Source organism: Lactobacillus sp. W8174 (assembly GCF_016100975.1).
Lineage (GTDB): Bacteria > Bacillota > Bacilli > Lactobacillales > Lactobacillaceae > Lactobacillus > Lactobacillus juensis.
Map to the genome: position 1 here is coordinate 509101 of NZ_JACFRN010000001.1, position 25286 is coordinate 534386.

A 25286-nucleotide genomic window follows, 5' to 3' on the forward strand; every position below is an offset into this window, starting at 1 on the left:
AATCTATTCTCCTAAATGATTAATTGGGGCAAAGTGACGGTAAATTTTGTCAAAAACTTTGATAAACTCATCGGCTTCCGCAAGAGTATTGGATTCATCAAAACTGAGACGAATTGCACTGGTGGCAATTTTATCATCAACATGCATTGCTACTAACGTGCTGGCTTGATCAACTTTAGTTGAAGAACAGGCCGAAGTAGTGGAAGTGTAGATGTCATATTCTTCAAGTGTGTGAACTAAAGTTTCTCCCCTGATACCTTCAAGTGCAAAACATAAAATATGGGGCGCAAAATTGTCATTGACAGGAGAAAATATAGTAATGCCAGGCTTGCCCTGCAAATAATTTACTATTTTTTCTTTAATAGCAGCCTCTCTTGCAGCCTTTTCCTGCTCATTTTCTAAAAGTAAACGTACAGCCTTAGCCATTCCTGCTATCGCTGGCAAATTTTCTGTGCCAGATCTAAGACCTTTTTCCTGTCCACCACCATCATGCAAAGGATCCAGCATTTTGCCCTCTTTTTTATAAAGAACACCGGTACCTCGTGGTGCGTGAAATTTATGGGCGGAAAGGCTGGAGAAATCAACTCGAGGAGTAAAAACTCGTGACCAAATATTTTTACCCAGTGCCTGGACATTATCAACGTGAAAACTTACAGTTGGATAGTTAGACAATAGATCACTGATTTCATCAATCGGCTGAATTGAACCAATCTCATTATTGACACCCATTATTGAAACTAATGTGGTGTCAGAATCAAGAGCGTTGCGCAAATCATTGACATTGACACGCCCTTCTTTATCAACTGGCAAGTGAGTTACGCGAAAGCCGATGTATTCCAGCGCATTAAATGCATTAGCCACAGAAGCGTGTTCAACACTCGATGTAATGAGATGCTTGCCAAATTGCCGTTTTTGAAATGCTGTGCCTTTTATAGCCCAATTGTTTGATTCTGTACCGCCGGAAGTAAAGAAAATTTCATCCTGCTTTGTTCCCAAAAGATTAGCAATCTGTTTACGCGAGCTTTCCAAAAGTTGATAAGCACGGTCTCCCAGTTTATGTAAACTAGATGGATTACCCCAAATAGTTTGTGCTACTTTATCATAAGTCGCTAAAACAGCAGGATCAATTTTGGTCGTGGCGCTGTTATCAAAGTAAATCACGGAATTTCTCCTCCAATACACTACAAGGTCAGCTATTAACTTATAAATTGTAACTTAAAATAAACTCAGCTTCAATTATTTATTCATTAGCAATAAAAAAGCCTTAAAATCATTTACAAATTTTAAAGCTGAAATCTTTCAACAAAAAGTTAGCAGTATTTATTCATTGTTTTTCTTATCAGAATAATATAAATTTTCTAAACGCTGATACGAACCCGGTTCCACTTTTTCAATAGCAGTTGCAATGGTATCAAGAGCATCCTTATAATTATAATCTTGCTCATAAAGATCCATTGCTTTTTTCTGAGCATTTTGTATTGAACCATTGTCAGAATATTTGTTTGAATACTGCAAGGTTAGTTGAACTAAATCTGCAGAATTAATGATATCATCTGCTTCTCTTTTTAATCTTTCAACGTCATCAGAAATTTGGATTAATTCCTGAGAAATTTTTTCCATATTCAGACGAACTTGACCCAATTCTTTTGTTACATGGCCGATTTCATTAACAACTAACGTATACATTTGAACAAAAGCATCTGGATTACCCGGCAAATTTTTACGTTCTAACCGCCGGTAAACTAAAGACACTTCTTGTTTAAACCGATTGATTGAATCATTAGCGACATTTTCTGAATCATAAAGACCATCGACGTCTTGCGACATTGTCTTTTGCTGGTTGCTAATTTCACGTAGACGGTCGAGCATACTTAGCCATGATGCTTTAATTTGTGAATAAACGCCCTTGCCATCAGCAACATTCTGCGTGTCAACTGTATATTGCCGCTCCATGTCGTTGACTTCCTGCTCTAGTTGCCTACTGGTAGCAAGCTCATTATGCGTAAGCTCGTAACTCTCATCAATATGACGCAATTTAGCCACCAAGTTTTTGGACTCAACCTGTTCATGAGCAAGCAGTCTTTGGATTTTGTCCTGATTTTCTTCTACAAAAGGTCTTGCCTTATATTCATTAGCCAAAGTATCGTAAAGAGTAGCAATCTCTTTTTTAATTTTTGCGATTTCTGTGTTCAAATCAGATACTTTTAATTCCGTCAATAATTTGCCTGCATCGGCCACTTGACCGCGAATTTTTTTAATCTCGGCTAAAACGTCAACTTGAGTTATATAATATTTTGAAGACATCATCTTTTTATAACTATTAGAAAGTTCATCCAGTTGGTCTTTAAAAACAGTATCAATTTGGTGACGCCCATTTCTAACTTCAGGTAAAACTGAACTGATATTCGTCAAAGCTACTTTAATCTTTGACAAAATGCGTTTTGCTTCAACCTGGTCTCCTTGAGCAGTCAGACTCTTAGCTTCAGAAAAGTCAGTTTCCATATTAGTCAAATCAGTTTCAATTTTATCAAGTGCAGTGCCATATTCGTACGAATTGGCCAAAACACCCTTACGCAATTCTTTAAACTGACTGAATAAGTCATTATACTGTCTTTGGTTTTCACGGTTGGATTCAAGCAATTCAGTAAAAACTTCCTTTGTGTTTTTAGCGTCTTTATAGGTTGAACCCATGATTTTCTGAGCCTGTTTGATATTTTGGTGGGCTTTGAATAGCTGATAGTGTGAGGTTTGGTCAGCAGCTTGTTCAAGAAAATTCTGTACAGCAGGAATTTTTTTAGTTGATGCCTGCTCATAGCTTTTACGCCAAGTAGTCAGTGTGGTCAGACTCTCACCAGCTAAATCCATTTTATCCAGATTAATAATATCTGTTTCTAAATGCATTTTATCAATTTTAGTAATCAAATCGTCCAATTCAAGAATCTGCCTTAATTGGCGTCGATTGACTATGATCATAAGTGCTATAATTATAATAATGATTAAAATTGCAATGATTACAACTATGGATTGAGTCGGTGACATATTTTTCCTCCAAAACTACTCCAATTATACCAAACTTCTACATTATTGTGGGCAAGAGTTTTTCGAACTAGTTCATTTCATTATTTTATAAGAATTGATATGTAGTATTGATAAATGCTATTTTACTTTTAAACAAATATTGACTTTTATATGTCTTTATAAACCAAATTTTCTTTTTCTTCCTATAATAATTAAAGCAATCAATGTTTTCCTTGCTTTAATAAGTCAATACAACTATAATATAGAACGTGTAAAATATTTGCAGCTATAAGTGGCAAGAACGTCAACATCTTAATACGTTTTAGTGAACGAGTAACCGACGCTGCAATAGGCGAAAATGAAAATTAAGATACACGAATGTTAAGCTTATACGTAATTATTTTACTCCAAAAACTGTTATCAGATTTTATTGGAGGATTTTATGTCAAGATATACAGGTCCAAGTTGGAAACGTTCCAGAAGATTAGGAATCTCACTTTCAGGTACTGGCAAGGAGCTTAGCCGTCGTAACTACGCTCCTGGTCAACACGGTCCTAATTCACGTGGTCGTTTATCAGAATACGGCGAGCAATTGCACGAAAAGCAAAAGTTACGTTGGATGTATGGTTTAAACGAGCGTCAATTTAGAACTTTGTTCAAACGTGCTGGTAAGATTCGTGAAGGTGAACACGGTACTAACTTCATGGCTTTGCTTGAATGCCGTTTAGACAGCATCGTTTACCGTTTAGGTTTTGCTACTACAAGAGAACAAGCAAGACAGTTGGTTAACCACGGTCACATTACTGTTAACGGCAAGCGTGTTGATATTCCTTCATACGAAGTCAAGGTTGGTGAAACCATTGGCCTCAAGGAAAAGTCAAAGAACTTGCAACAAGTTAAGGATGCACTGGAAGCAGTTGTATCCCGTCCATCCTTTGTTTCATTCGATGATAACAAAGTAGAAGGTTCACTTGTTCGTCTTCCAGAACGTGATGAAATGGAACCAGAAATTAACGAAGCTCTAGTTGTTGAATACTACAACAAGTTACTTTAATTTCTACATTTTCACAAAACCCCTTTCCTACTTGGAGAGGGGTTTTTGCTACCCGAAAGGAAATCTCATCAATGACTGAAGATTTAAATACCAGAGTCTCAAATGCTGCACAAGGCATTACGCCACAGACAAAACCGGATGAACGCAGAAGATTTTTAGGGTCTCTGCGAGAACGAGTTTTGGTTAGAATGACTAATGCTGAAGTGCAGGATCCCAAATTAACCAACCTTTTTTTACAACATTTCAAGGACTATGCCGGTTACAATATCCTGATAAACGGTAATTTACATGATAATTTTGTTAATCAGGTAGAAACTTATTGTAGCAAATACGAAACTTCTTTTACCATTGTTAATAACGAGACAGCTAAAACGGGGCCTGATGATTCAGCAATTTTAGTGGTAGCTTCCAGTGCCATTAATAAAATGCGCATTGAAATAAGTCAAGTTTATCCACCAGAAATGCCTAAAGCCCAGCTTGCTGATCCAAATCAAAAAAAGGCTGGCTTTTGGCACCGGCTTTTCCACGGAGACAATTAAATGAAGCCATTAGCTTATAGAATGAGACCGCAAAATTTGAATGAAGTTGTTGGTCAACAACATTTAATTGGTCCCGGAAAAATTATTCGGAGAATGGTCGAAGCCAAAATGCTATCTTCTATGATTCTTTATGGCCCCCCTGGAATCGGCAAAACAAGTATTGCCAGTGCTATTGCCGGCTCCACTAAATATGCCTTTCGCCAGCTTAACGCTGCCACTGATAGCAAAAAGCAGTTAGAACAAGTAGCAGCTGAAGGAAAATTAAGTGGAACTGTCATACTGTTACTAGACGAAATTCATCGGTTAGATAAAATGAAACAGGATTTTCTCCTGCCACTTTTAGAATCAGGACAAATTATTTTGATAGGAGCGACAACTGAAAACCCCTATATTGCTATCTCCCCCGCTATTCGTTCTCGCTGTCAGATTTTTGAACTAAAACCACTGGCAAAAGAAGACGTAAATAAGGCAATTGACCGTGCGCTTATTGATGATAAAAATGGTTTGGGGAAATACCATGTAAAATTAACTAATGATGCCAAAGAATTATTGGTGCAAAAAGGCAACGGTGATTTACGCGCCACATTAAATGGACTGGAACTAGCAGTGCGCTCAACCAAGCAGGAAATGATTGCTGCTGGTAAAAGTGATAAAGATGAAATAACTATTAGTCAGGACGAGATGGCTAATTCGATTCAGTTACGCAGTCAAAACTTTGACGCCAAAGGTGACGGTCATTACGATTTAGTATCTGCTTTTCAAAAGTCAATTCGTGGTTCTGATACGGATGCAGCTTTGCATTATTTGGCCAGATTAATTGAATCAGGAGATTTAGTCGCAATCTGCCGACGATTAAGTGTAATTGCCTATGAAGATATCGGTCTGGCAAACCCTGCTGCCGTGCAACACACACAAATTGCCATTCAAGCAGCAAAGAATCTGGGATTTCCAGAAGCCCGCATCCCCTTAGCTAATGCAGTAATAGAATTGGCATTATCGCCAAAGAGCAATAGTGCTATTAGTGCCATTGATTCAGCCTTGCAAGATGTAAAAAATAAAGATTATGGCGCAATACCAGCAGACTTAAAAGATACTCATTACTCTGGTGCCACAAAATTAGGTCATGGCAAAGGTTATATTTACCCTCACTCTTTTGCAAGCGATTGGGTACCACAACAGTATCTACCAGATAAACTGGTTGGGAAAAAATATTTTCAACCTAAAGGTAATTCTAAAATTGAAAAAGGATTAAAAAAACAATACGAAACTTTGCATGAAATGCAAAAAAATGGTTTAAAATAATATAATTTTTTCTATAAAAAAATGCCGCAATTGTTATCTCAAACAATTGTGGCATTCTTTTTTAGTTAGGGAATTAACTATCCTTTAACATTTGCTTTCTTTATAAATTTACTGGTAGTAACAGTATAATACTTTTTACCTTTAATCCTGACTGGTGTTCCGTAAGTATTTACAGACTTATTCTTCTTCAGTACTTTCTTACCTAGACGATTACCATATTTACTGTATACATAGGCATTATGCTTCAATTTCAGTTTCTTGGCATCGATATTTCCTGCAGCTATATACAAGCCATTTTCTAGTGCATAATATGCTCTCTTATTTATAACTTTTTGGGTCGAAACATCAACCGTGGAACCAGCATTTATTACCAAGCCGTTTGCCCGAACACCATTTTCATCATAAAGATAGGCATTGTGCATTACCTTTTTGTTGATAATTACTTGAGATTGATCAGCTGCAGCATCTTCTTTTGCTTTCTTTACAGTTGTTTTTGCCTTATGACTTGTGAAGTTTGCTGCCTTGACGAAACGATTTTTGGCAACAATATAGTATTTCTTGCCTCGAATCATAACAGAGCTGCCATAAGTCCTAACTGCCTTACCGGCTTTAAGCTTACCATATTTTCCGACACGTTTGCCGTATTGATTATAAATGTAAGCATTATGATGTAATTGTTTAGCGGTACCTTTGACATTGCCAGCCGCAACATAGTATTTCTTACCGTTTGCTCCCTGGTCTACTAAAACATAATATTGTCTATTATTGATTGTCTCAGTACCAATCGTTTCAAGTATCGAACCAATCCCTAAGATAACTCCATTGGCACGATGAGCGCTATTATCATACAGATAGGCATTGTGGTTTAGAACAACTCTTACTGTCTTAGCTGTTTCCTTGCCGTTTTCTAGCGTATTAGGAGTCTGGTTGTTTTGATTGTTATCAGGATTAGTATTAGTTATATTCGTGATCTGATTGCTACCGCCACCCGAATTAATAATGTTGGTAACATTCACATTTGTATCAGTTGCATCACGATATAGTTGATCTATACCATCATTACGCTTTTGGGTAATGAGTTCGCTTACTGCTGGACTTTCTTTTATGCGATTATATGCTTCATCAAAATCTTTTTGAATTTGCTGCTTTATCTTATCCTTAACAGTGGAACTGTAATCAGTATTACTGTCTACAATATTGTCAGCAGCTGTCTTTGCATCAGATAAAGCTCCGTTAGCAATTAATTTTTCACCAGCGAGTTCAGTTGCTAAATCTGTTGGATTAGAATTAAGATCCTTTTTGGCTTCTTCATAATTCTTATCGGTCTGATCATGATTAACATTTGAACCAAATTTTTGTAACTTGTCAATTGCAGACTTATGAGCTTTAGCAAGACGTTCAAGCAAAACATCCGGATCATGCTGCAGAACATTTTCACCTTCTTGACTATCAGCAATCGATTCACTGATAATCTTGTTGACGGCATCATTACGGATAGTATCTATACCTTCTGTATCCGAAGGTTTATCTAATGTACCCGACTGATTTTTAGATCCGTTTGCTTCAAGTACATCTTTTTCAATTTGATTCTTTAAAGCCTTCTTTTCATTATCGGTATAATCAGTACCATCCTTATGTTTTAGACTATCAACTCGTGTTTTTGCGTTTGTACCGGTATCACGAACCTCGCCTTTAGCTAATTCCCTTTCGGCTGCTATTTCTTTTGCGTTAACCTCTTCAACCGATTTACCAGTGATGTCCTTATTAGAGTTAAATGCCTTATCAACTTCGGTGGTCGTAGCGCTATCACTGAATTCCTTCTTCAGTCTGGCAACAGCTTCTTTGTATTTTTTCTCAAACTCATCATTTGCATACTTAATAGCATTTTCTAAGTCTGTCTTTTCACTATCCTGAATTGCTTTTATCTTGTTAATTGCATTTTCAGTAATTTTTTCAATTTTTGCAACAGTTTCTGCGTCTTCAATATCACTATTAGCTTGAGTTACAATATCTGTAACGGCAGCTTGTCCCTTAGGACTTAAGACTTTATTTGCCTCTACAGCAGCATCGTGAATCTTATCTTTACCTGCTATTTTTGCAAAAGAGACCTCGGCATTAGTAGCAATTGTATTGAAATCTTGTTTTGCGTTACTTACTGCAGCATTAATAGCATCTACATTTGTAGCATTATCAATTTTATCTTCTGCAGCAATCCTGGCATCATTGATAGCTTTAATAGCAGCATCGTACTCATCTTTTTTAGCAGTTCTTTCAGCTTCGGTTAATTTTTCATAAGCTTTTTTGACACGATCAAGCGCGGCAGCTGCATCTACTTCAATTGTATCTCTGCCACTGCTTTTAGCATTAGACAAGTCATTATTTTCTTTATTGTCAGCTGCATTTTTAATTTGCTTAATTTCGTCGATAATATATTCCTGAATCTTGGTCACATCGTGAATGGTTTTAGCCCAGTCAACGGTTGTCTCCTTAATAACCTCATCAACAGCATTCCGATCTTTCGGGTCCTTTAAATTCTGTTTGACAATATCACTTATTTGTTGAATAATTTCTTTTGCTGCCTCCTTGGCAAATTCTAGTGAAGTATCATCTGCTACACCATTAATCTTATCAATTCCGGTTTTAGATATAGTGCTTACAGCATTTTTATCTGTAGCACTTGAAATTGCTGTTTCAGCATCATTTTTAACTTTTTCAATAGTTTCTAATGCAGTTTCAAGTTTGTCTTTTTCTTTATCTAGGCCATTAGTGTCCAAGTGATTAAATTCATCTCCAACTTTATTCTTGGCATTTTCGGCTGCATTTTCAACTCTTATTTTCTCAATAAGTTTAGCCCTTTCAAGATCAGTTAAATAAGCTGCTTGCTCAATCGCATCAATAGCAGCTTCTCCGGCTTTTTTAGCCGCATCCACCCTCTCAACAGTAGGTTGCTGTTCAACTATATTTTTGGCATCATCACGAGCCTGACTGATTGCATTTTTTGCTTTCTCTTTATCATCTTCTGATAAATTAGAATTATTGATATTTTCAGTTGCTTTTTGTGCATAATCATCAAGTTTATTTTGGTCTGACGCAATTTTTTTATTCAGATTTTGAGCATCCACTACTACCCTATCCATATTGAAATGACCAGCATTTTCTTCTTTATCAACTTGGGCAAAATCGACAGCATTTTCTATATTACTGATAGCAGTCTGATAATACAAGTTAACTTTATCTTTTAGAGCACTCTTATTTTCAGCACTAATATTTGGTAAATCATCAATATCTTTATTATCACAGAACTGTACGTCACCTAACTTTTTACTAGCAGCTAATTTATATTGATTAAGCTTATTTAATGCATCTGATTTGACAGCATCAATATCTTTTATTGCTTTACGCGTTATTTCAAATACTTTTTGAAGGGAGTCAGCAGTGGCAAAATCTGTATCAGCTTGGCTTAAAATTTCATTAACCAAGTCTTTGTCAGCTTGACTTGGTAAGCTACCACTAACTTTATCTGCTCCTTCTCCAACTAGGTCCTTGGCAAGTGCAGTGGCAAAAGCAATTTTCGCTTTGTCTACTGTTTTAAAAAACTTATCCACAGCCGTTCCCACTATATTTGTTATGGAATTGGCGTCATCAGCTTTATCAATTTGATCATTCGCATCTGTTGCAGTTGCCTCAATGTCATCAATAGCAGCTGCCCATTTTTTTCCAGTTTCAGTCCTATTAATCGTATTAAGTTTGCTATAAGCATCATTTATCTGATTTTTTGCAGCATTAGCTGCAGAATTTATATTGGCATGACTATTAGCTTTACTTGCTGCTAATTTAGCTTGTTCGTCAACGTTTGCTTTACTTGTAATAGCATTAGTAGCTTTCTTTTGGGCAAAATGTAGTTCTGTAGCCGATGCAATATTTAAAAGGTCCCTTATAGCAGTTTCTGCTGTTGAATTTATTTCTTCAACACTTTTACCTGCATTGAGTTTAGCTAAAGCTTCATTATCAATTTTATCAATCTGAGCCAAATAATCATTTTTAGTGTTCAAGTCGTCTTGATCTTTTGAGGAAGAACTATATGCATTATTTACTCTAATTTGTACAGTTTGAACTGTAGATGTTATATCAAATTTTCTATTATTTCGTATTGATTCAATATCACTTTGATCGGATTCATCTTTTTTTAAGTGTTCTTTAGTAAGACTATTTTTTGCATCCTGATCAGTATCAGCTTTTTTAGCAACGTCTGTTTGAACACCTGAAACAGTATTATCAGATGCAAACTTTTGGACAGTAGAAGTGCTTGCGGCATCTTTCTTGTCACCATAAGTCCCAGTATTTTTACTAGAACCAAGTTTGATAACATTATCATTGACATGACGTTTATCTGAAACTGATTCTATTTTATCATCGGCCTGCTGTGCAGTTGATTCAGTATCAGCTTTAACTGTTTGACTACCAGCTCCGAAAAAAGTGAATCCCAATAAAACAGAAGCCACTCCAACTGTTAATTTGCGAATTGAAAAATGATCCTGCTTTGCTTGCAATTCCCTTTTTCTTAATTTCTCATTATAGTTATTTTTACTTAGCATTATTAGTCCTTTCTTGTTATTTAAGCACATCCATATTGTATAACAACCGTTATTTGTTGTAAATATAATACATATTTTTTTAGTATTATATTATAAAAAATAATTATTTTAATATAAGTAGTACTACATCTGTTATATTTATTTTATCTTTTATATCAAAATTTAAATTAAAGACAGCAGTTTTAATAATCGTATAAACATGAAAATTTGGTTTTTAATAAATATATTTATACAAAATTTTGTTATAAATTATATTAATATATAGATATATTTAATTTTTATTTTTAAATTTTTTCAGCTGATTTTTTAGTGTTAAAAAAACCAGCTGAAATAGTGGGTTGTAGTTTTAAGGCGTTATTTATTGCTAAGTAAAAAATAATTAGCAAAAGAAAAAGTGCCACAATTGTTTTTTTACAATTGTGGCACTTCTCTCGTTATCAGCTAGTTAAACTAACCTTTAACATTGGCTTTTTTAACAAATTTACTTGTTTTTATAGTGTAGTACTTCTTACCTTTAATCTTTACTGGATTACCGTAAGTCTTAATTGATTTACGTTTCTTCAGTACTTTCTTACCTAGGCGATTACCATATTTACTGTATACATAAGCATTATGCTTCAATTTCAGTTTCTTGGCATCGATATTTCCTGCAGCTATATACAACCCGTCTTCAAGAATATAATATAGCTTCTTGTTGACAACTTTTTGCGAAACTACGTCAACCTTTGAACCAGCATTTATTACTAAGCCATTTGCACGAATACCATTTTGATCATAAAGATATGCATTGTGCATTATCTTTTTATTAATGATGATATGAGATTGGTCTCCTGCTTCAACAGCAGCAGTTTGATTAGCCGTTGCCGTCTTTAAAGGTACATTTTGGCTTGAGACATTTGCTGCTTTGACATAACGATTCTTGGCAATGATAAAGTACTTCTTACCACGAATCTTAACGCTACTGCCGTATGTAGCAATGACCTTACCTGACTTCAGTTTACCTGATTTCTTAACCCGCTTGCCGTATTGGTTGTAAATGTAAGCATTATGTTTCAACTTCTTAGCTGTTTTCTTAACATTGCCGACTGAGACATAGTACTTCTTATTATCGGCAACTTTGTCAACTAAAACATAATATTGTTCACCGTTAATTGTTTCAATACCGTAAGTATCAAGAATTGATCCGGCTCCCAAAGTAATGCCATTTGCACGTTTACCTTTACTATTGTACAGGTAGGCATTATGCATTAAGATTACTCTTTCAGAGTCTTCAGTCTTCTTATCAGTTTCCTTATCTTTATCATCAGTCTTATCAGGTTGAGCAGGTGCTATCGGTTGAACTTGCTGTCCGCTACCACCGTTTTCTATAATATTGGTTACATTAACATTAGACTCCGTGGCATCGCGTTTTAATTGATCAATACCAAGGTTACGCTGCGCAGAGATTACCTCACTGACTGATGAACATGCATTAATACTGTTCAAAAATTCATTGTAATCCTTCACAATATGCTCTTTGATTTGCTTTTTAGCATCAGAATCATAATTAGAATTACCATCAACAAGCTTATTGGCTGCCTTTTGTGCATCAGCTAAAGCTCCTATGGCAATTAACTTTTCACCTTCAAGTTCAGTTGCTAAATCGGTTGGCTTTGCGTTAAGTTTGGCAAGCGCATCTTCATATCTTTGCTGAATGGTACTATCATCAGTGTCAGGACCAAACTTCTTATCTTTCAAATATTTTGAAGCAGCTTCACGAGCTGCGGCTAGTCTTTGACTGAGAACGTCTTTATCTTGATTTATGATGTTGTTGACTTCCTGACTGTCAGGAACTGTTTCACCAATTATCTTGTCGATTGCATCCTTACGAGCTTTATCCACACCGGCTGAATCACTTGTTTGATCAATAGTACCATTCTTATCAATAGCTTCATGAATATCTTTATCAATTTGGTTCTTGATAGCATCTTTTTCAGCCTGAGTATAGTCAGTACCATCCTTGTGCTTTAAATCGTCAATTTTATTCTTAGCATTAGTGCCAGTGTCTTGAACTTCGCCTTTAGCCAATTCCCTTTCGGCTGCCAATTCGTGCTCTTTAACTTCATCAACCGATGTACCAGTGATGTCCTTATTAGTGTTAAATGCCTTATCTACTTCAGTGGTATCTGCATCTTTGCCAAACTTATCCTTCAGTCTTGCTACTGCATCATCATGCTTTTTACTCAATTCTGCTTTGGCATTTGAGATAGCTTGAGCTAAGTCTTTTTCATCATTACCTTTTAAGGCATTAATTTTATCAATAGCGGTTTGCTTAATTCTATCAACATTGGTAACAGTTTCAGCTGAATCAATATCAACACTTGCCTGTTTTGCTATCTCATCTACTCGATCCTGATTATCTTTACTCAAGCTTGGCTTAGCTGTAGAAGCTGCTTTATTGACTTCATCTTTGGCAGCCACTTTGCTAAAGGCCAATTCAGCTGTTGTCGCCGCAGAATCAAATTGTCTAGAAGCATTGTCAACTGCTGCTGCAACCGCGTCTGCATTAGTAGCACTGTCTATCTTAGTTTCGGCTGCTTTCTTAGCATCCTCAATAGCAGCTAGAGCCTTGTTATAATCAGCTTGAGTAGTTGCTTTTTGAGTGATATCAAGCTTGTTATAAGCTTCATCAACACGGTTTTTAGCTTTAGTTGCTGCCTGGTCAACATTTGTTTTATTAGTTGACTTGATAGCAGCTAAGTTATCTTTATCTGACTGGTCAGCAGAATTCTTAATACCCTTAATTGCAGTAATCGCTTGGTCACGAGTGCTATTTACAGAATCAATTGTAGTTGCAGCGTCAATTTCTTTATTAGCTTGAGTAACAAGATCGTCGACCTTGTTCTTATCCTCTTGTCTATTTAAGGCACTCTTGATATCTTCAGCAACTGCTTTAACTGCGTCCTTAGCTGCAGCTTGAGCAAAGGCTAATTCGGCATCGTTCTTGGCCTTGTCAATGTCAGTCTTAGCTTTATCAGAAGCATTGTTGACATCTTGCTTGGAAGTTGCTGAATCTATTGCTTTTTCGGCATCAGCTTTAGCCTGATCAATATCTGCTTTAGCTTTGTCATACTTATCTTTAACTTCCTTCTGCTCATCAAGAGTCAGCTTATTATAGTCATCATCAAGTTGTTTCTTAGCATTATCTGCCGCAGCATCGACTTTGGTCTTTTCGGTAAGTTTAGAATTTCCTAAATCTGTATCTGTAGCCGTTTTTTCAGCTGTATCAATTGCACTCTCTCCAACTTTTTCGGCTGCGTCTGCCTTTTCAACAGTTGGCTGTGAAGCAACAGTCTCTTTAGCATCATCACGAGCTTTATTGATTGATTCAATAGCCTTTCCTTTGTCAGCGTCAGATAAATCAGACTTATTAATCTTGTCAATTGCTGCAGAAGCATGATCATCTAATTTCTTTTGATCATTTGCAATAGCTGTGTCTAAGGACTTGACATCATCAAGAACTTTGCCCATGTTATCGATGCCTTCTTGTTTAGCATTGTTAACCTGGTCAGAAGTAGTTGTCCCTGCGTCTTTGATCTTATTAACTGCATCTTGGTAATAGCGATCTACTTTATCTTTTAGAGCAGCCTTGTTTTCATCACTGATGTTTTTCAAGGAGTCGATGCCATTTTTAACTTCAGTTTGTTTGTTAGTTAAAGCATCAATTGCAGCTTTCTTGTCATTATCAAGCTTAGTAGCAGCAGTTTGATCTGCGGTTGTCTTAACAGTATCAATGTTACTGATGGCTTGATCTCTAATATCATTGATCTTTTGCACTGTATCAGCTGTATTTAACTGAGTATTAGCTTCGTTGACAATGCCTTCAACTTTAGTCCTATCACTTTCAAGGCTCAAGCCTTTTTCGATCTTATCTGATTCATTTCTAACATCGTCTTTAGCAACTACCCGTGCAAAAGCGACTTCAGCCTGAGTGGCTGCCTGATCAAAGGCAGTATTTGCAGTTGAAACAGCTCCAGCTACTGCACTCTTGTCTTTTGCTTGCGCAATAGCATCATTTGCTGCTTTTTGTGCATTTTTAATAGCTGTAATAGCTGCATCATGATCTGCTTTAGTCTTGGTTTGTTGCTGCGAACTAAGCTTATTATATGCATCTTCAACCCGTTTTGTAGCGGCTGCAGCTGCAGCATCAACACTTGCCTGACTGTTGTCTTTAGCTTCTTCTAACTTAGCTTGTTCAGCGGTATCAACAGTATTCTTCACCTTATCAATATCATTGATGGCTTGATCTCTGATGTCATTGACCTTTTGCACTGTATCAGTTGAAGCATTGTCAATATTTGTCACTGCATCGTCAGCGATTTTCTGAACTGTTTCCTGATCCTTTTCATCTTTCAGATTCTTAATCACATTTGCAGCTTCAGCCTGAACCGCATCTTTAGCAGCTGTTTTTGCAAAAGCTACCTCTGCAGTAGTTGCTGCTTCGTTAATCTTGTTAACTCCCCCATTAGCTGCTGAAGTAATAGCATCTTTGCTTGTTGCTGCATTGACTGCATCAATGGCTGCAGTTTTGGCATTTTCAATTGCAGTAATTGCATTATCATGATCCAGTTTTGTTGCCGCCTGTTGACTTGAACTTAGTTTTTCATAAGCATCATCAACTTGCTTCTTAGCTGCTTCTGCGACATTAGTGATATTCTGAGTGCTGTCTTTGCGAGCTTGATCTAGCAAAGCCTTGTCTACTGCTGATGCAGTATTTGTAACAGCATTAATGGCATTTATAGCGTTTTCTTTGATGCTGTTTACTTTGTCTACCGTATCTGTTGCAACATCATCAAAAGCGGTATCTGCTTGATCAGAAATGTTTTGAACTTTTTGTTTATCATCAGTGTTCTTTAACTGACTTTGGGCATTAGCGGCTTCTTTGTGAACAGCATCTTTAGCTGCTACTTTTGCGAACGCTACCTCTGCTTTTGTTGCTTCCTGATCAAATTTTTGGTCTGCTGTTGCTGCTATGGCTACCGCAGCATCTTTAGTTTCAGCATTTTGAATATCGGCAATTGCTTTTTGAAGTGTATTGTCAATGGCAGTAATAGCATCATCATGAGCCTGCTTAGTTTTTTGTTGTTGATCTTTTTCTAGATCTCCATAAGCTTTTTCTACTCGAGCTTTAGCTGCGTCTGCCGCACTATTCACATTACTCTTTTGATTATTCTTAGTTTCTTCTAAGCTTGCTTGTTCATTACCATTAGCTGCGTCTTTAACAGCATCAATATCATCAATTGCTTTATCTCTAATGCTGTTTACCTCTTGCACTGTATCCGTATCGCTATCGTTAAACTGGATATTAGCTTGGTTAACAATACCATCAACCTTGCTTTTATCAGCTTGAGACTTCAGATCATTCTTAATCTTTGTTGCTTCCTTTTGAACAGCAGCTTTAGCTATCACTTTAGCAAAGGCTACTTCAGCTTGGGTTGCAATATCATTAAACTTGGTCTTAGCATTATCTACTAACCCATTAACTTCGTCAGCAGTTTGGGCTTGACCAATTTGGATATTTGCTGCATCTGCAGCGTTGTCAATTGCAGTAAGAGCATTTTGATATGCTTGATAATTATCATTCTTTTGGTCAGAATTAAGATTATTATAAGCATTTTCCACACGTTTTTTAGCATCTGCAGCAGCACCGTTAACATTGGACTTACCATTATCCTTAGCTTGATCCACAGTTGCCTGGTCAACAGCAATAGCAGTCGCTTTAACAGCATCGATGTCGCTAATTGCTTTATCTCTTAATTTATTAACAGTTGTTATATCGGCAGCAGCATCAATAGCTGTGTCAGCTTGCTCTGAAATTGCATCTACTTTTTTCTTATCAGTATCTTTACTTAAACTGCTCTTAACAGTATTTGCCTCATTTTGAACTGCTTCTTTAGCTGCTGCTTTAGCAAATGCTAATTTAGCGTCTGTTTCGGCCTGTGTGAAAGCCTGATCGGCATCTCCCGCAGCCTTACTTACGGCATCCCTATCCGTTGCTTTTTCTATAGCATCTTTAGCTGCAGCTTGAGCATTAGTAATAGCTTGAATTGCCTTGTCATAATCCGTCTTGGTTGCTGACTGTCCATTTGCACTAAGACTATTATATGCATCATTAATTCTTTGCTTTGCAGCTGCGGCAGCTTGATCAATACTCTGCTTAGTATCATCCTTAACTTTAGCAAAATCCTTTTGCTCATTTTCTTCAGCAGTATCTTTAACGGCGTCAATGTCTTTAATAGCTTGAGCTGCAATAGTATTTACATTATCTACGCTTACAGCTGCAGCAAGATCATTTTCTGCTCGTAACACTATGTTATCGACTTTTGTTTGATCAACTTCCTGCTTCAAACCTTTTTTGACTTTATCAGCCTCAGCTTGGATTGCAGTCTTAGCTGTCACTCTGGCAAATGCTACTTCAGCTGTTGTAGCAGCCGTATCAAGGGCAGTAGATGCTGTTCCGACCGCTTTAACAATCGCATCAGCATTTGTAGCGGCACTAATCGCATCATTTGCTGTTGCTTGGGCTTGGGTGATGGCATCCATGGCTTTACTGTAATCACTTGCAGCCAAAACTTTTTCGTCTTTTCCAAGTTTGTCATAAGCATCTTGAACACGTTTTTTAGCAGCTGTAACTAAATCATCAACACTGGTCTTATTATTTTCTTTTGTTTTCTCCAGTTCTTTTTGTTCATTATCATCCGCAGTTGCTTTTACATTACTTATATCACTAATCGCTTTATCTCTAATACTGTTTACCTTATCTACAGTATCTGCTGCAACTCCGTCAATATCTTTATCTGCTTGATCAGAAATAGCTTGTACTTGCTTCTTATCATCAGTTTTATTCAACTGATCTATGATAGATTTGGCTTTTTCATGAACTGCATCTTTCGCTGCTACCTTGGCGAAGGCTACTTCTGCTTCGGTTGCTGCTGCATTAATCTTATTAATACCCTCAGTTGCTGCCTGAGTAATTTCTGCTTTTGAATTTAATGAAGAAATTGCATCGTTAGCAGCCTTTTGCTCACTTGCAATTGCGCTAAGGGCGTCATCATGAGCCTGTTTGGCAACTGCTTGTTCAGTTTCCGTCAGCTTACTATATGCTGCTTCAACTCTCTTCTTAGCTGTTTCAGCTGCTTCATTAATATTCTCTGAGCTGTCTTTGCGAGTTTCGTCAACAATAGCTTGATCTACTGCATTTGCTGTATTTTTAACAGCCTTAATGGCACTAATTGCGCTATCTTTAATGCTGTTTACTTTGGCAACAGTATCTGTCGAATTTTGGTCAATTTCTGCAATAGCATTATTAGCGATGTTCTGTACAGAAGTCTTATCGTCTTGACCTTTCAGATCGGCAATAGTACTTTGCTCTTCAGCCTGAATCGCATCTTTAGCAGCTGTTTTGGCAAATGCTACCTCTGCTTTTGTTGCTTCTTGATCAAGTTCCTGCTCAGCTGTTGCAGCTATATCGCTTACCGCATCCTTAGTTTCAGCACTGGCAATATCGCTATTTGCTTTAAGGCGCGTATTTTCAATAGCAGCAAGAGCATCATTATAGGCCTGCTTTGTTGCATCTTGTTCAGCAGGTGTCAGCTGAGCGTAAGCCGTATCAACCCGGGTTTTAGCATTTGCTGCTGCTTTGTTAACATCACTAGTCCGATTATTCTTAGTTTCTTCCAGACTGGCTTGTTCACCACCATTAGCTTCAGCTCTAACAGCGTCGATATCTTTAATAGCCTGATCCCTAATACTGGTTACTTTAGCTACAGTATCAGTATTAGTGCTATTAATACTGGTAGTAGCAGTGGTAGCAATATTGTCAACCCGATTCTTATCAGAATCAGCCTTTAGGTCTTGTTTAACCTTATTAGCTTCATTCGAAATATCTGCGACAGCTGTTATCTTAGCAAAAGCTACTTCAGCTTTTGTGGCTGCATTATCAAACTGAGCTTTAGCTGTGTTAACTATCTCCGATATCTGATCACTTGACTGTGCCAGTGCAATTTGGTTATTCGCACTAGTTGCAGCATTGTCAATCGCATCATAGGCGTTTTGGTAAGTCTGATGATTGGCATTCTTTTGAGAATCATTTAATTTGTTATATGCATCATCGACACGTTTTTTAGCAGCTGCAGCAGCTTCATTAACATTAGCGGTGTTGTTTTTCTTGTTTTCATTTAGCTGTGCTTCTTTAACAGCATCTGCCACAGCTTTGACACCATTAATATCATTGATAGCCTGGTCCCTAAATCTAACCACGTCAGTTATAGTAGTAGCACTGTCAATGTTAGAATTTGCTGTAGTTACTATCTCTTGTACCTTTTGCTTTTTTTCATTATCAAGACCGTTAATGACAGCATCTGCTGCTGCTTTAACTGCAACTTTAGCTCCCAATTTTGCAAATGATAGTTCAGCTCTGTTGGCAATATCATTAACTGCAGAAATTCCTGTTGTAGCGGCACTGGTAGCATCATCTACTGTCTTTGCAGCTTGAATTGCCGCATCCGCAGTATTCTTTGCCTCATTAATATCGCTGAGAGCTTTATTATATTCTGACTTAGCCTGCTCTTTTTCAGGTGCACTTAACTCGTTATAAGCATTCTGAACGCGTTGAGTTGCATCAGCTGCTGCTTTATCAATATTAGCTTTATTAACTGTTTGGGAATTGTCAATTGCTGCATCAGCTGCAGCTTTAACATTATCAATATCTTTAATTGCCTGGTCTTTAATGAAGTCAACTTTGGTAACACTGTCGGCATTGTTCAAATCAGTTTGAGCTCGGCTTACTATACTGTCTACTTTATTAAGATCAGCTGTTTGCTTTAAGCCTTGCTTGACATTGTCCGCTTCATCTTGAACTGCATCTATCGCAGCCACCTTGGCAAAGGCCAGTTCGGCGTCAGAAGCTGCCTGTGTAAAGGCTTTATTAGCATTATCAACAGCTGTCGTAATTTCTGAATTAGATTGTGCAGCAGCTATTGCAGTCTCTGCTATAGTCTTAGCTTTATCAATGGCATTATTAGCTGCGTTATAAGCAGTTTGGACTGCCGTTGTCTTTTGCTCATCAGAAGTGAGCTTATCATAAGCATCTTTGACCCGCTTCTTAGCGGCATCTGCTTGGGCATCAACACTCGCCTTGCTTAATTCTTGTGCTTTTTGAATCGTTTGCTCGGCATTGCTCTTGACGTTGTCAATTGCCTTGATGGCATTCTCTTTTATTCTGTTTACATTATCAACGTTTTCTGCTGCTCCGATATCATCTTTTGCTTGACTAACAATTTCATCTACTTTATTTTGATCTGCGGTTTCTTTGAGATTAGGTTTTACTTTTGCCGCTTCAGCTTGTACCGCATCGTTTGCAGTGATTTTGACAAAGGTTAATTCAGCTGCATCTGCCAGCTTATTAATGTTTGTTGTACCTTCACTAGCTGCGGCAGCAACTTCAGTTTCAGTAGTTGCGGCTGCAATCTTTGCTTCAGCTGCAGTTTGGGCATTCTTAATATCTGCAACAGCTTGGTCATGTGTGCCCTTATTGGCTGCCTTTTCAGCAGTTGTTAAGCTGTTGTAAGCAGCATCCACCCGCGCAATCGCTGCTTGAGCTGCTCCATCAATACTAGTCTTATTCAGCTCTTTTGCTTTATCAACTTTTTCCTTTGCACTTGAATCAGCTGTGGTTTTAACCTGGTCTATATCTCTGATTGCCTGATTTTTGATATTATTAATTGTTGACACATCAGTAGCAGCGTCTATCTTGCCATTAGCTGCAGTAACAATGCCATCAACCGTTTGTTGATCAGCGGTGCTTAAGCCAGGCTTAATCTTAGCAGCTTCATTTGCGATGGCTTCTTTTGCATCAGCTTGAGCAAAAGTAACTTCTGCTTTTGTTTCAATAGCAGCGATTGCCTGTGTGCCTGTTCCAGCTGCAGCTATAATATCTGCCACATTTTGTGCGTTCTGAATATTGCTTTTAGCAGAGTTTGCAGCTTGGTCTATATCATCTAAAGCTGTCTGTAACGACTGTTGGCAACTAGTTTGATTATTCGCTGACAGTTTCTGGTAAGCATCACTTACACGCTTTTTAGCTGCTGTGGCTGCCGCATCAATATTAGCTGTCTGAGTATCCTTGTTAGCCTTAATTTCGGTTTGCTTAACTACATCAGCAGTAGTTTTAACATTATCAATATCTTTAATTGCCTGATCTTTGATGCTGTTGACCTTGTCGACTGTAGTTGCTTTTTGGAAATCGCTATTAGCTGTTGCAACGATACCATCAACTGTCTGCTGATCAGTTGCACTTAAATTCGGCTTGACACTGTCAGCTTCTTTCTTGACAGCATCAACAGCTGCTATTTTGGCAAAAGCAACTTCAGCTGTGGTTGCCGCGTTGTCAAACTTGTCTTTAGCAGCATTAAAGGCATTAATGATTGCATCTTTGGTTGTAGCAGAGTTAATTGTTTCGGTGGCAGCGTCTTTAGCCTGATTAATAGCTGTAATTGCAGCCGCTTTATCGGCATCAGCTCTTTGCTGCTGACCAGCTTCTGTCAAACTATTATAAGCTTTATTCACACGCTCAATTGCGCTATCAGCAGCAGCGTTAAGGTTAGCAGTGTTAGAAGTTTTAATAGCTTCAATGTTGGCTGCATTTGCGTTGTCTTCAACTGCTTTTATCGCGTTTTCGCCATCATCTGCAGCCTTATCTGCATTTTCAGCCGTTAATTGTTTGCCCACATTTATCTTGGCATCATCACGAGCCTTGTTAATATCGTTTACCGCTTTTTGCTTGTCTTCATCAGACATGTCCGTCTTATTGATTCGGTCTGCTGCAGCTTGGGCGTAATCATCAAGTTTTTTCTGGTCAGAAACAATTTCCTTATCAAATGCCGTAGCTTTGTTCCAAACACTGTCAATCTTTCTAATCCCAATGTTCTTCTCAATGTCTACCTGTTCAAGACTTGATGGCGTCGGATTATTAACTTTGTCAGCAGCATCTTGATAATAATCCTCAACTTCCTTATTTAATGCAGCCTTAGCATCAGTACTGATATTTTTTAAATTAGCAATATAATCTTCAACGTTTGCTTGTTCAGCTCCTAATTCTTTCAAAGCATTTTCTTTAGCAGTCTTTAAATCACTTGCAGCTTTATCAATAACTTGTTGCGCCTTAGCATCTGTTAAAGCTTGATCAATGTTTGCTACACTCTTACCTTGCTCTTTAGTGATTTCATCAAAACTTTCACAGTCATCAATAGCTTTCTTTGCAGCGTCGTATGCCTTTTGAGCTTGATCTTGATATATCTTAACGTTGTCCTGAGTTAAACCACTGTTTGCTAAATCAGCGATTTGGTTAACCACACCCGGCATCCCGGAAGTGCCATTACCATTGAGCTCATTATCAAGTGCTTGTTTAGCAGCTTCTTTGGCTGCAGCTAATTTATTTTGCTCATCTGACTCTTCATTAGCAATTTGCAAAGCTTTTTTTACAAGGTCAAGAGCCGTTTCTTTACGTCTATTGACCTCGGCAATGGTATCTGCACCATAAACTGTTGTGTCTTTATTAGTTTCAGTGACTGAATCTGCCATTGCCAATGCTTTAGCCAGATCATCTTCAAAAGTCTTTGATTGACTTTCTTTTAAATTAGTTGGCTTCTTGCTTTCGGCATCTTTTACCGCATTTCTAATCGTAGTAGCAGCATCGTCTTGAGCTTCTGACAAAGTAAGAATATCTAAACTCTTTTGCACCGGACGAGCACCCGCATCAATGAGCGTTGGACTGTACTCAACAAAGTTGGCATCTGGTATTATTTCGACTTTATCACCCTTTTTCATGTTTAGGGTAACATCAGCCGGTATTGTTACTGCAAAGGTTCCATCTGGATTAATTTCAGAGGAGAATACATTGGGCAACTTGCTAATATTATCTTCAATACTTCCTCGATAGGTATCGGTAGTATTTACATAGGGTTTCAAATTTTCATCTTGGAGAATTTGTTTATCATAATTTGGATTGCTACTAATATATTTAACAATGACATACCCCTTAGTACCTTTCGGGAAATACTTATAAAAGGCATTGACATTACTTGGGCCATCTACCTCTTCACTGTAATTTGATACCTTTCCTGTGATAGTCCTAGAGCCATCATCATTTTTGATAACTTGCAAGCCATCTTCATCAATATCCAAGAAGCCGCTTGGGTTTGCCGGAACAAAAGCTATATTATTGTAGCTACTAGTATCTTTACTACTCAAAGCACTCTCTAAGGCATTTTTAACAATATTATCTAATGTACTTGTTTCTGGATTTTTAACGGCAGCTTCAGCGGCAGTTAAGAATGAAACAAAGCTCTTGTCATTGACAATGTTTTTTATTTCAGGGTCATTTTTAATCTCATCTAACTGCTCTTGCGATAAAGTTTTGTTCCCATCCAGCATCTCAATCGTGTTTATAGTAATACCGGTATTAGTTTTCTGCATTTGCAAAACATGGAATGGTGGTAAGGTAAAAGCTTTACCCGTACTGTTTTGTAGTTGTTGTCGCACATTGGTAATCGTGATCTTGTTATTACCGATAACGCTTGTATTAGTATTTTTGTTATTGTGGGCATCCAAAACAAATGATGTCGGGTTATTAACTTTGAATGTTCCTCCAGAGACATCAAGCAAAGTAATGTTTCCAGAACCAGCATTATCTCCCAATCGAATATTAAAGCTACCGTTCTCAACGTCAGCTGTCCCCGTAACATAAACTAAGGTACCTGAATAATCACCCATGTCATTTCCCAAAATGTTCATTTCACCATTGGGATTAATAGTCAAATTGCCATTGTCAAAAAATAAATTATTGGTATCGCTATCACTGATATTACCATTAGTTTTTATGTTAACTTGACCATTTTGCATAACGTTAAATGTTGAACTAGCATCATTCAAATATACCGCTCTTGATCTGGCACCATTCCTCGTGTCTTTATAAGGCATGACTGTGTTATCACCAATGTTAATATTTAAGACGCCGGCAACCTGTATAGTTCCTGCGCCTTCCATATAGATGGCACTGTAAGGGAAACCATATTCACCGGTGGTAGCATTGCCATCATATGTTTGAGCAGGAATAAGATTTACTGTGGCGCCTCTATGAATTTTAAGAGTGTTGCCATTACTTTTCATTTCAATTATGGTTCCGCCATATGTTGAACCAGTAAATTCGCCATCCAGGAAGTCAATACTATTATTTTTTGTGTTTCTAAATTCAAACAGCTGTTGCTGATTATTATATGCGTTTGATGTCTTAATATTTTGACAATCATTATTACCCGTGAAGTAAATATGGGTATTATCACCAGAATATATTAATTGTGTACCTCTAAAAGTGCAATTGTTAAAAACTATATTAGTATGAAAAGAACCACTTACATATAGTGTATCCCAAACACCGTAAAAGTCGTTACTCTTGATATTTATATTTTGAAAAGTAACATTTGCGTTTGTTCCAGCCGTTTGTATAGGTGCATATCCAGTAAAATTCAAAGTATACTTGTTATTAGCATCAGATCTAATTAATAAATCACGTCCCGGAACGCTAAATGTAGTGTTCCAAATACCTGAAGCTGCACTAATATCATTCATTAAAACAATTTCAGTAATTTTTTGATTATACAGTGCATTTTGGAAATCTTGCCAGCTACTTACTTTATATGATATTCCATTACCAGCATCTTTTACTATTGGAATTTTATCATTTGCAACCGCTGTTTTATCTATATCACCATTTTGTCCGCCCTCAGAACTGGCATCATTATCAGGTTTATCAACACTACTCTGTGAATCTTCTGGCAACTTACTATCACTTGAAACATTATTTCCAGCCGTAATATTAGAAACAGTGTCTTTACTAATTGAGTCATTTTTTTCTGGGGCTGTCACGCTTGAATCATTTGCATCAGTTTCCGGTTGTTCAACAGGATTGGCTTGACCAGCGTCTTTAACATCTTTCTTTTCCTGATCTTTTGCAGTTTCCGTTTTGGTTACACTTTTTGAGGCCTGATCATTACTCTTCAAAAATGAAGTTAAACCGGAAAAAGTGGACAATTTTGGTTCTTTTTCTGTCCTCTCAGTTTGATTATCAACTTTATTAGATTTAAGTGTAGTTTCTTCTTTATTATCTGTCGCAGTTGTCTTCAAATCAGATTCGTTTGATTTGGTTTCAACTTTAGACTCTAAATTTTGAGCAGGAGTATCAGTATCGGCCTTTACTGTCTGGCTGCTTAAACCAAGAAAAGTGAAGCCGAGCAAAACAGAAGCAGCACCGATTGTCAATTTTCGAATTGAGAAACGGTCTTGCTTTGCCTGCAACTCCATTTTTCTTAATCTCTCTTTATAGTTATTTTTACCTAACATAAGTTATCCTTCCTTGAAAATTTAAATACATTCAAATTTTATAACCATTGTTATTAATTGTCAATATAGTACATTAAGTACAATAATCAACTATAAATAACTGTTATTTAAATATCTATTATTTTCAAAAATAAATAACAAATATTCTATAAAATTATCCGTTAAATGCAGTATTTTATAGCTATTTAATAAAAATAACTAAAAAGTGATGTATAGATTTATTTTTTTGATTTTTTATTTTTATTACATTTTATATACAAAATTTCGAATTTTATTTTTAATTTAAAATAACATAAAAATAATAAATTAGCTATAATTAATATATCTATTTTATATTTTTAT

The 25286-nt window shown here is 37.0% G+C and carries 7 protein-coding genes; 3 read left to right on the forward strand and 4 right to left on the reverse strand.

Features of this window, described 5'->3' with window-relative positions; all coding sequences use genetic code 11:
* Positions 1–3: 3 nt before the first annotated feature.
* Both H3U49_RS02570 and ezrA read right to left on the reverse strand, forming a co-directional pair.
* The gene (locus H3U49_RS02570) at positions 4–1161 is read right to left on the reverse strand and encodes a cysteine desulfurase family protein (RefSeq protein ID WP_198179392.1); all 1158 of its coding nucleotides are present in this window, start codon (positions 1159–1161) and stop codon (positions 4–6) included.
* Between the two features lie 159 nt (positions 1162–1320).
* Positions 1321–3039 carry a septation ring formation regulator EzrA gene (gene ezrA, locus H3U49_RS02575; protein ID WP_198179394.1) on the reverse strand — a complete coding sequence of 573 codons (1719 nt, stop codon included), beginning with the start codon at positions 3037–3039 and terminating at the stop codon, positions 1321–1323.
* Between the two features lie 421 nt (positions 3040–3460).
* On the opposite strand from ezrA, the gene rpsD reads away from it, so the two are divergent.
* The 3 genes from rpsD to H3U49_RS02590 all read left to right on the forward strand — a co-directional run bounded on the left by rpsD (position 3461) and on the right by H3U49_RS02590 (position 5913).
* The gene (gene rpsD, locus H3U49_RS02580; protein WP_109586202.1) at positions 3461–4072 is read left to right on the forward strand and encodes a 30S ribosomal protein S4; all 612 of its coding nucleotides are present in this window, start codon (positions 3461–3463) and stop codon (positions 4070–4072) included.
* Positions 4073–4143: 71 nt separating this feature from the next.
* Positions 4144–4611 carry a YueI family protein gene (locus H3U49_RS02585; RefSeq protein ID WP_198179396.1) on the forward strand — a complete coding sequence of 156 codons (468 nt, stop codon included), beginning with the start codon at positions 4144–4146 and terminating at the stop codon, positions 4609–4611.
* Positions 4612–5913 (forward strand): replication-associated recombination protein A, encoded by a 1302-nt coding sequence (locus tag H3U49_RS02590; RefSeq protein ID WP_198179398.1) that lies wholly within the window; start codon positions 4612–4614, stop codon positions 5911–5913.
* 77 nt (positions 5914–5990) lie between these two features.
* Here the strand turns inward: H3U49_RS02590 and H3U49_RS02595 are convergent, their stop codons facing one another.
* Together H3U49_RS02595 and H3U49_RS02600 are read right to left on the reverse strand one after the other, a co-directional pair.
* Positions 5991–10508 carry an SLAP domain-containing protein gene (locus H3U49_RS02595; protein ID WP_198179400.1) on the reverse strand — a complete coding sequence of 1506 codons (4518 nt, stop codon included), beginning with the start codon at positions 10506–10508 and terminating at the stop codon, positions 5991–5993.
* 450 nt (positions 10509–10958) lie between these two features.
* A complete protein-coding gene (locus H3U49_RS02600; RefSeq protein ID WP_198179402.1) occupies positions 10959–24944 on the reverse strand; it encodes an SLAP domain-containing protein in 13986 nt (4661 codons plus the stop codon).
* Positions 24945–25286: the final 342 nt, after the last annotated feature.

What these genes read in the sequence shown, in the direction of transcription:
- rpsD (WP_109586202.1), top strand. Translation starts at nt 3,461, where the DNA reads ATGTCAAGATATACAGGTCCAAGTTGGAAACGTTCCAGAAGATTAGGA.
- H3U49_RS02590 (WP_198179398.1), top strand. Translation starts at nt 4,612, where the DNA reads ATGAAGCCATTAGCTTATAGAATGAGACCGCAAAATTTGAATGAAGTT.
- H3U49_RS02585 (WP_198179396.1), top strand. Translation starts at nt 4,144, where the DNA reads ATGACTGAAGATTTAAATACCAGAGTCTCAAATGCTGCACAAGGCATT.
- ezrA (WP_198179394.1), bottom strand. Translation starts at nt 3,039, where the DNA reads ATGTCACCGACTCAATCCATAGTTGTAATCATTGCAATTTTAATCATT.
- H3U49_RS02595 (WP_198179400.1), bottom strand. Translation starts at nt 10,508, where the DNA reads ATGCTAAGTAAAAATAACTATAATGAGAAATTAAGAAAAAGGGAATTG.
- H3U49_RS02600 (WP_198179402.1), bottom strand. Translation starts at nt 24,944, where the DNA reads ATGTTAGGTAAAAATAACTATAAAGAGAGATTAAGAAAAATGGAGTTG.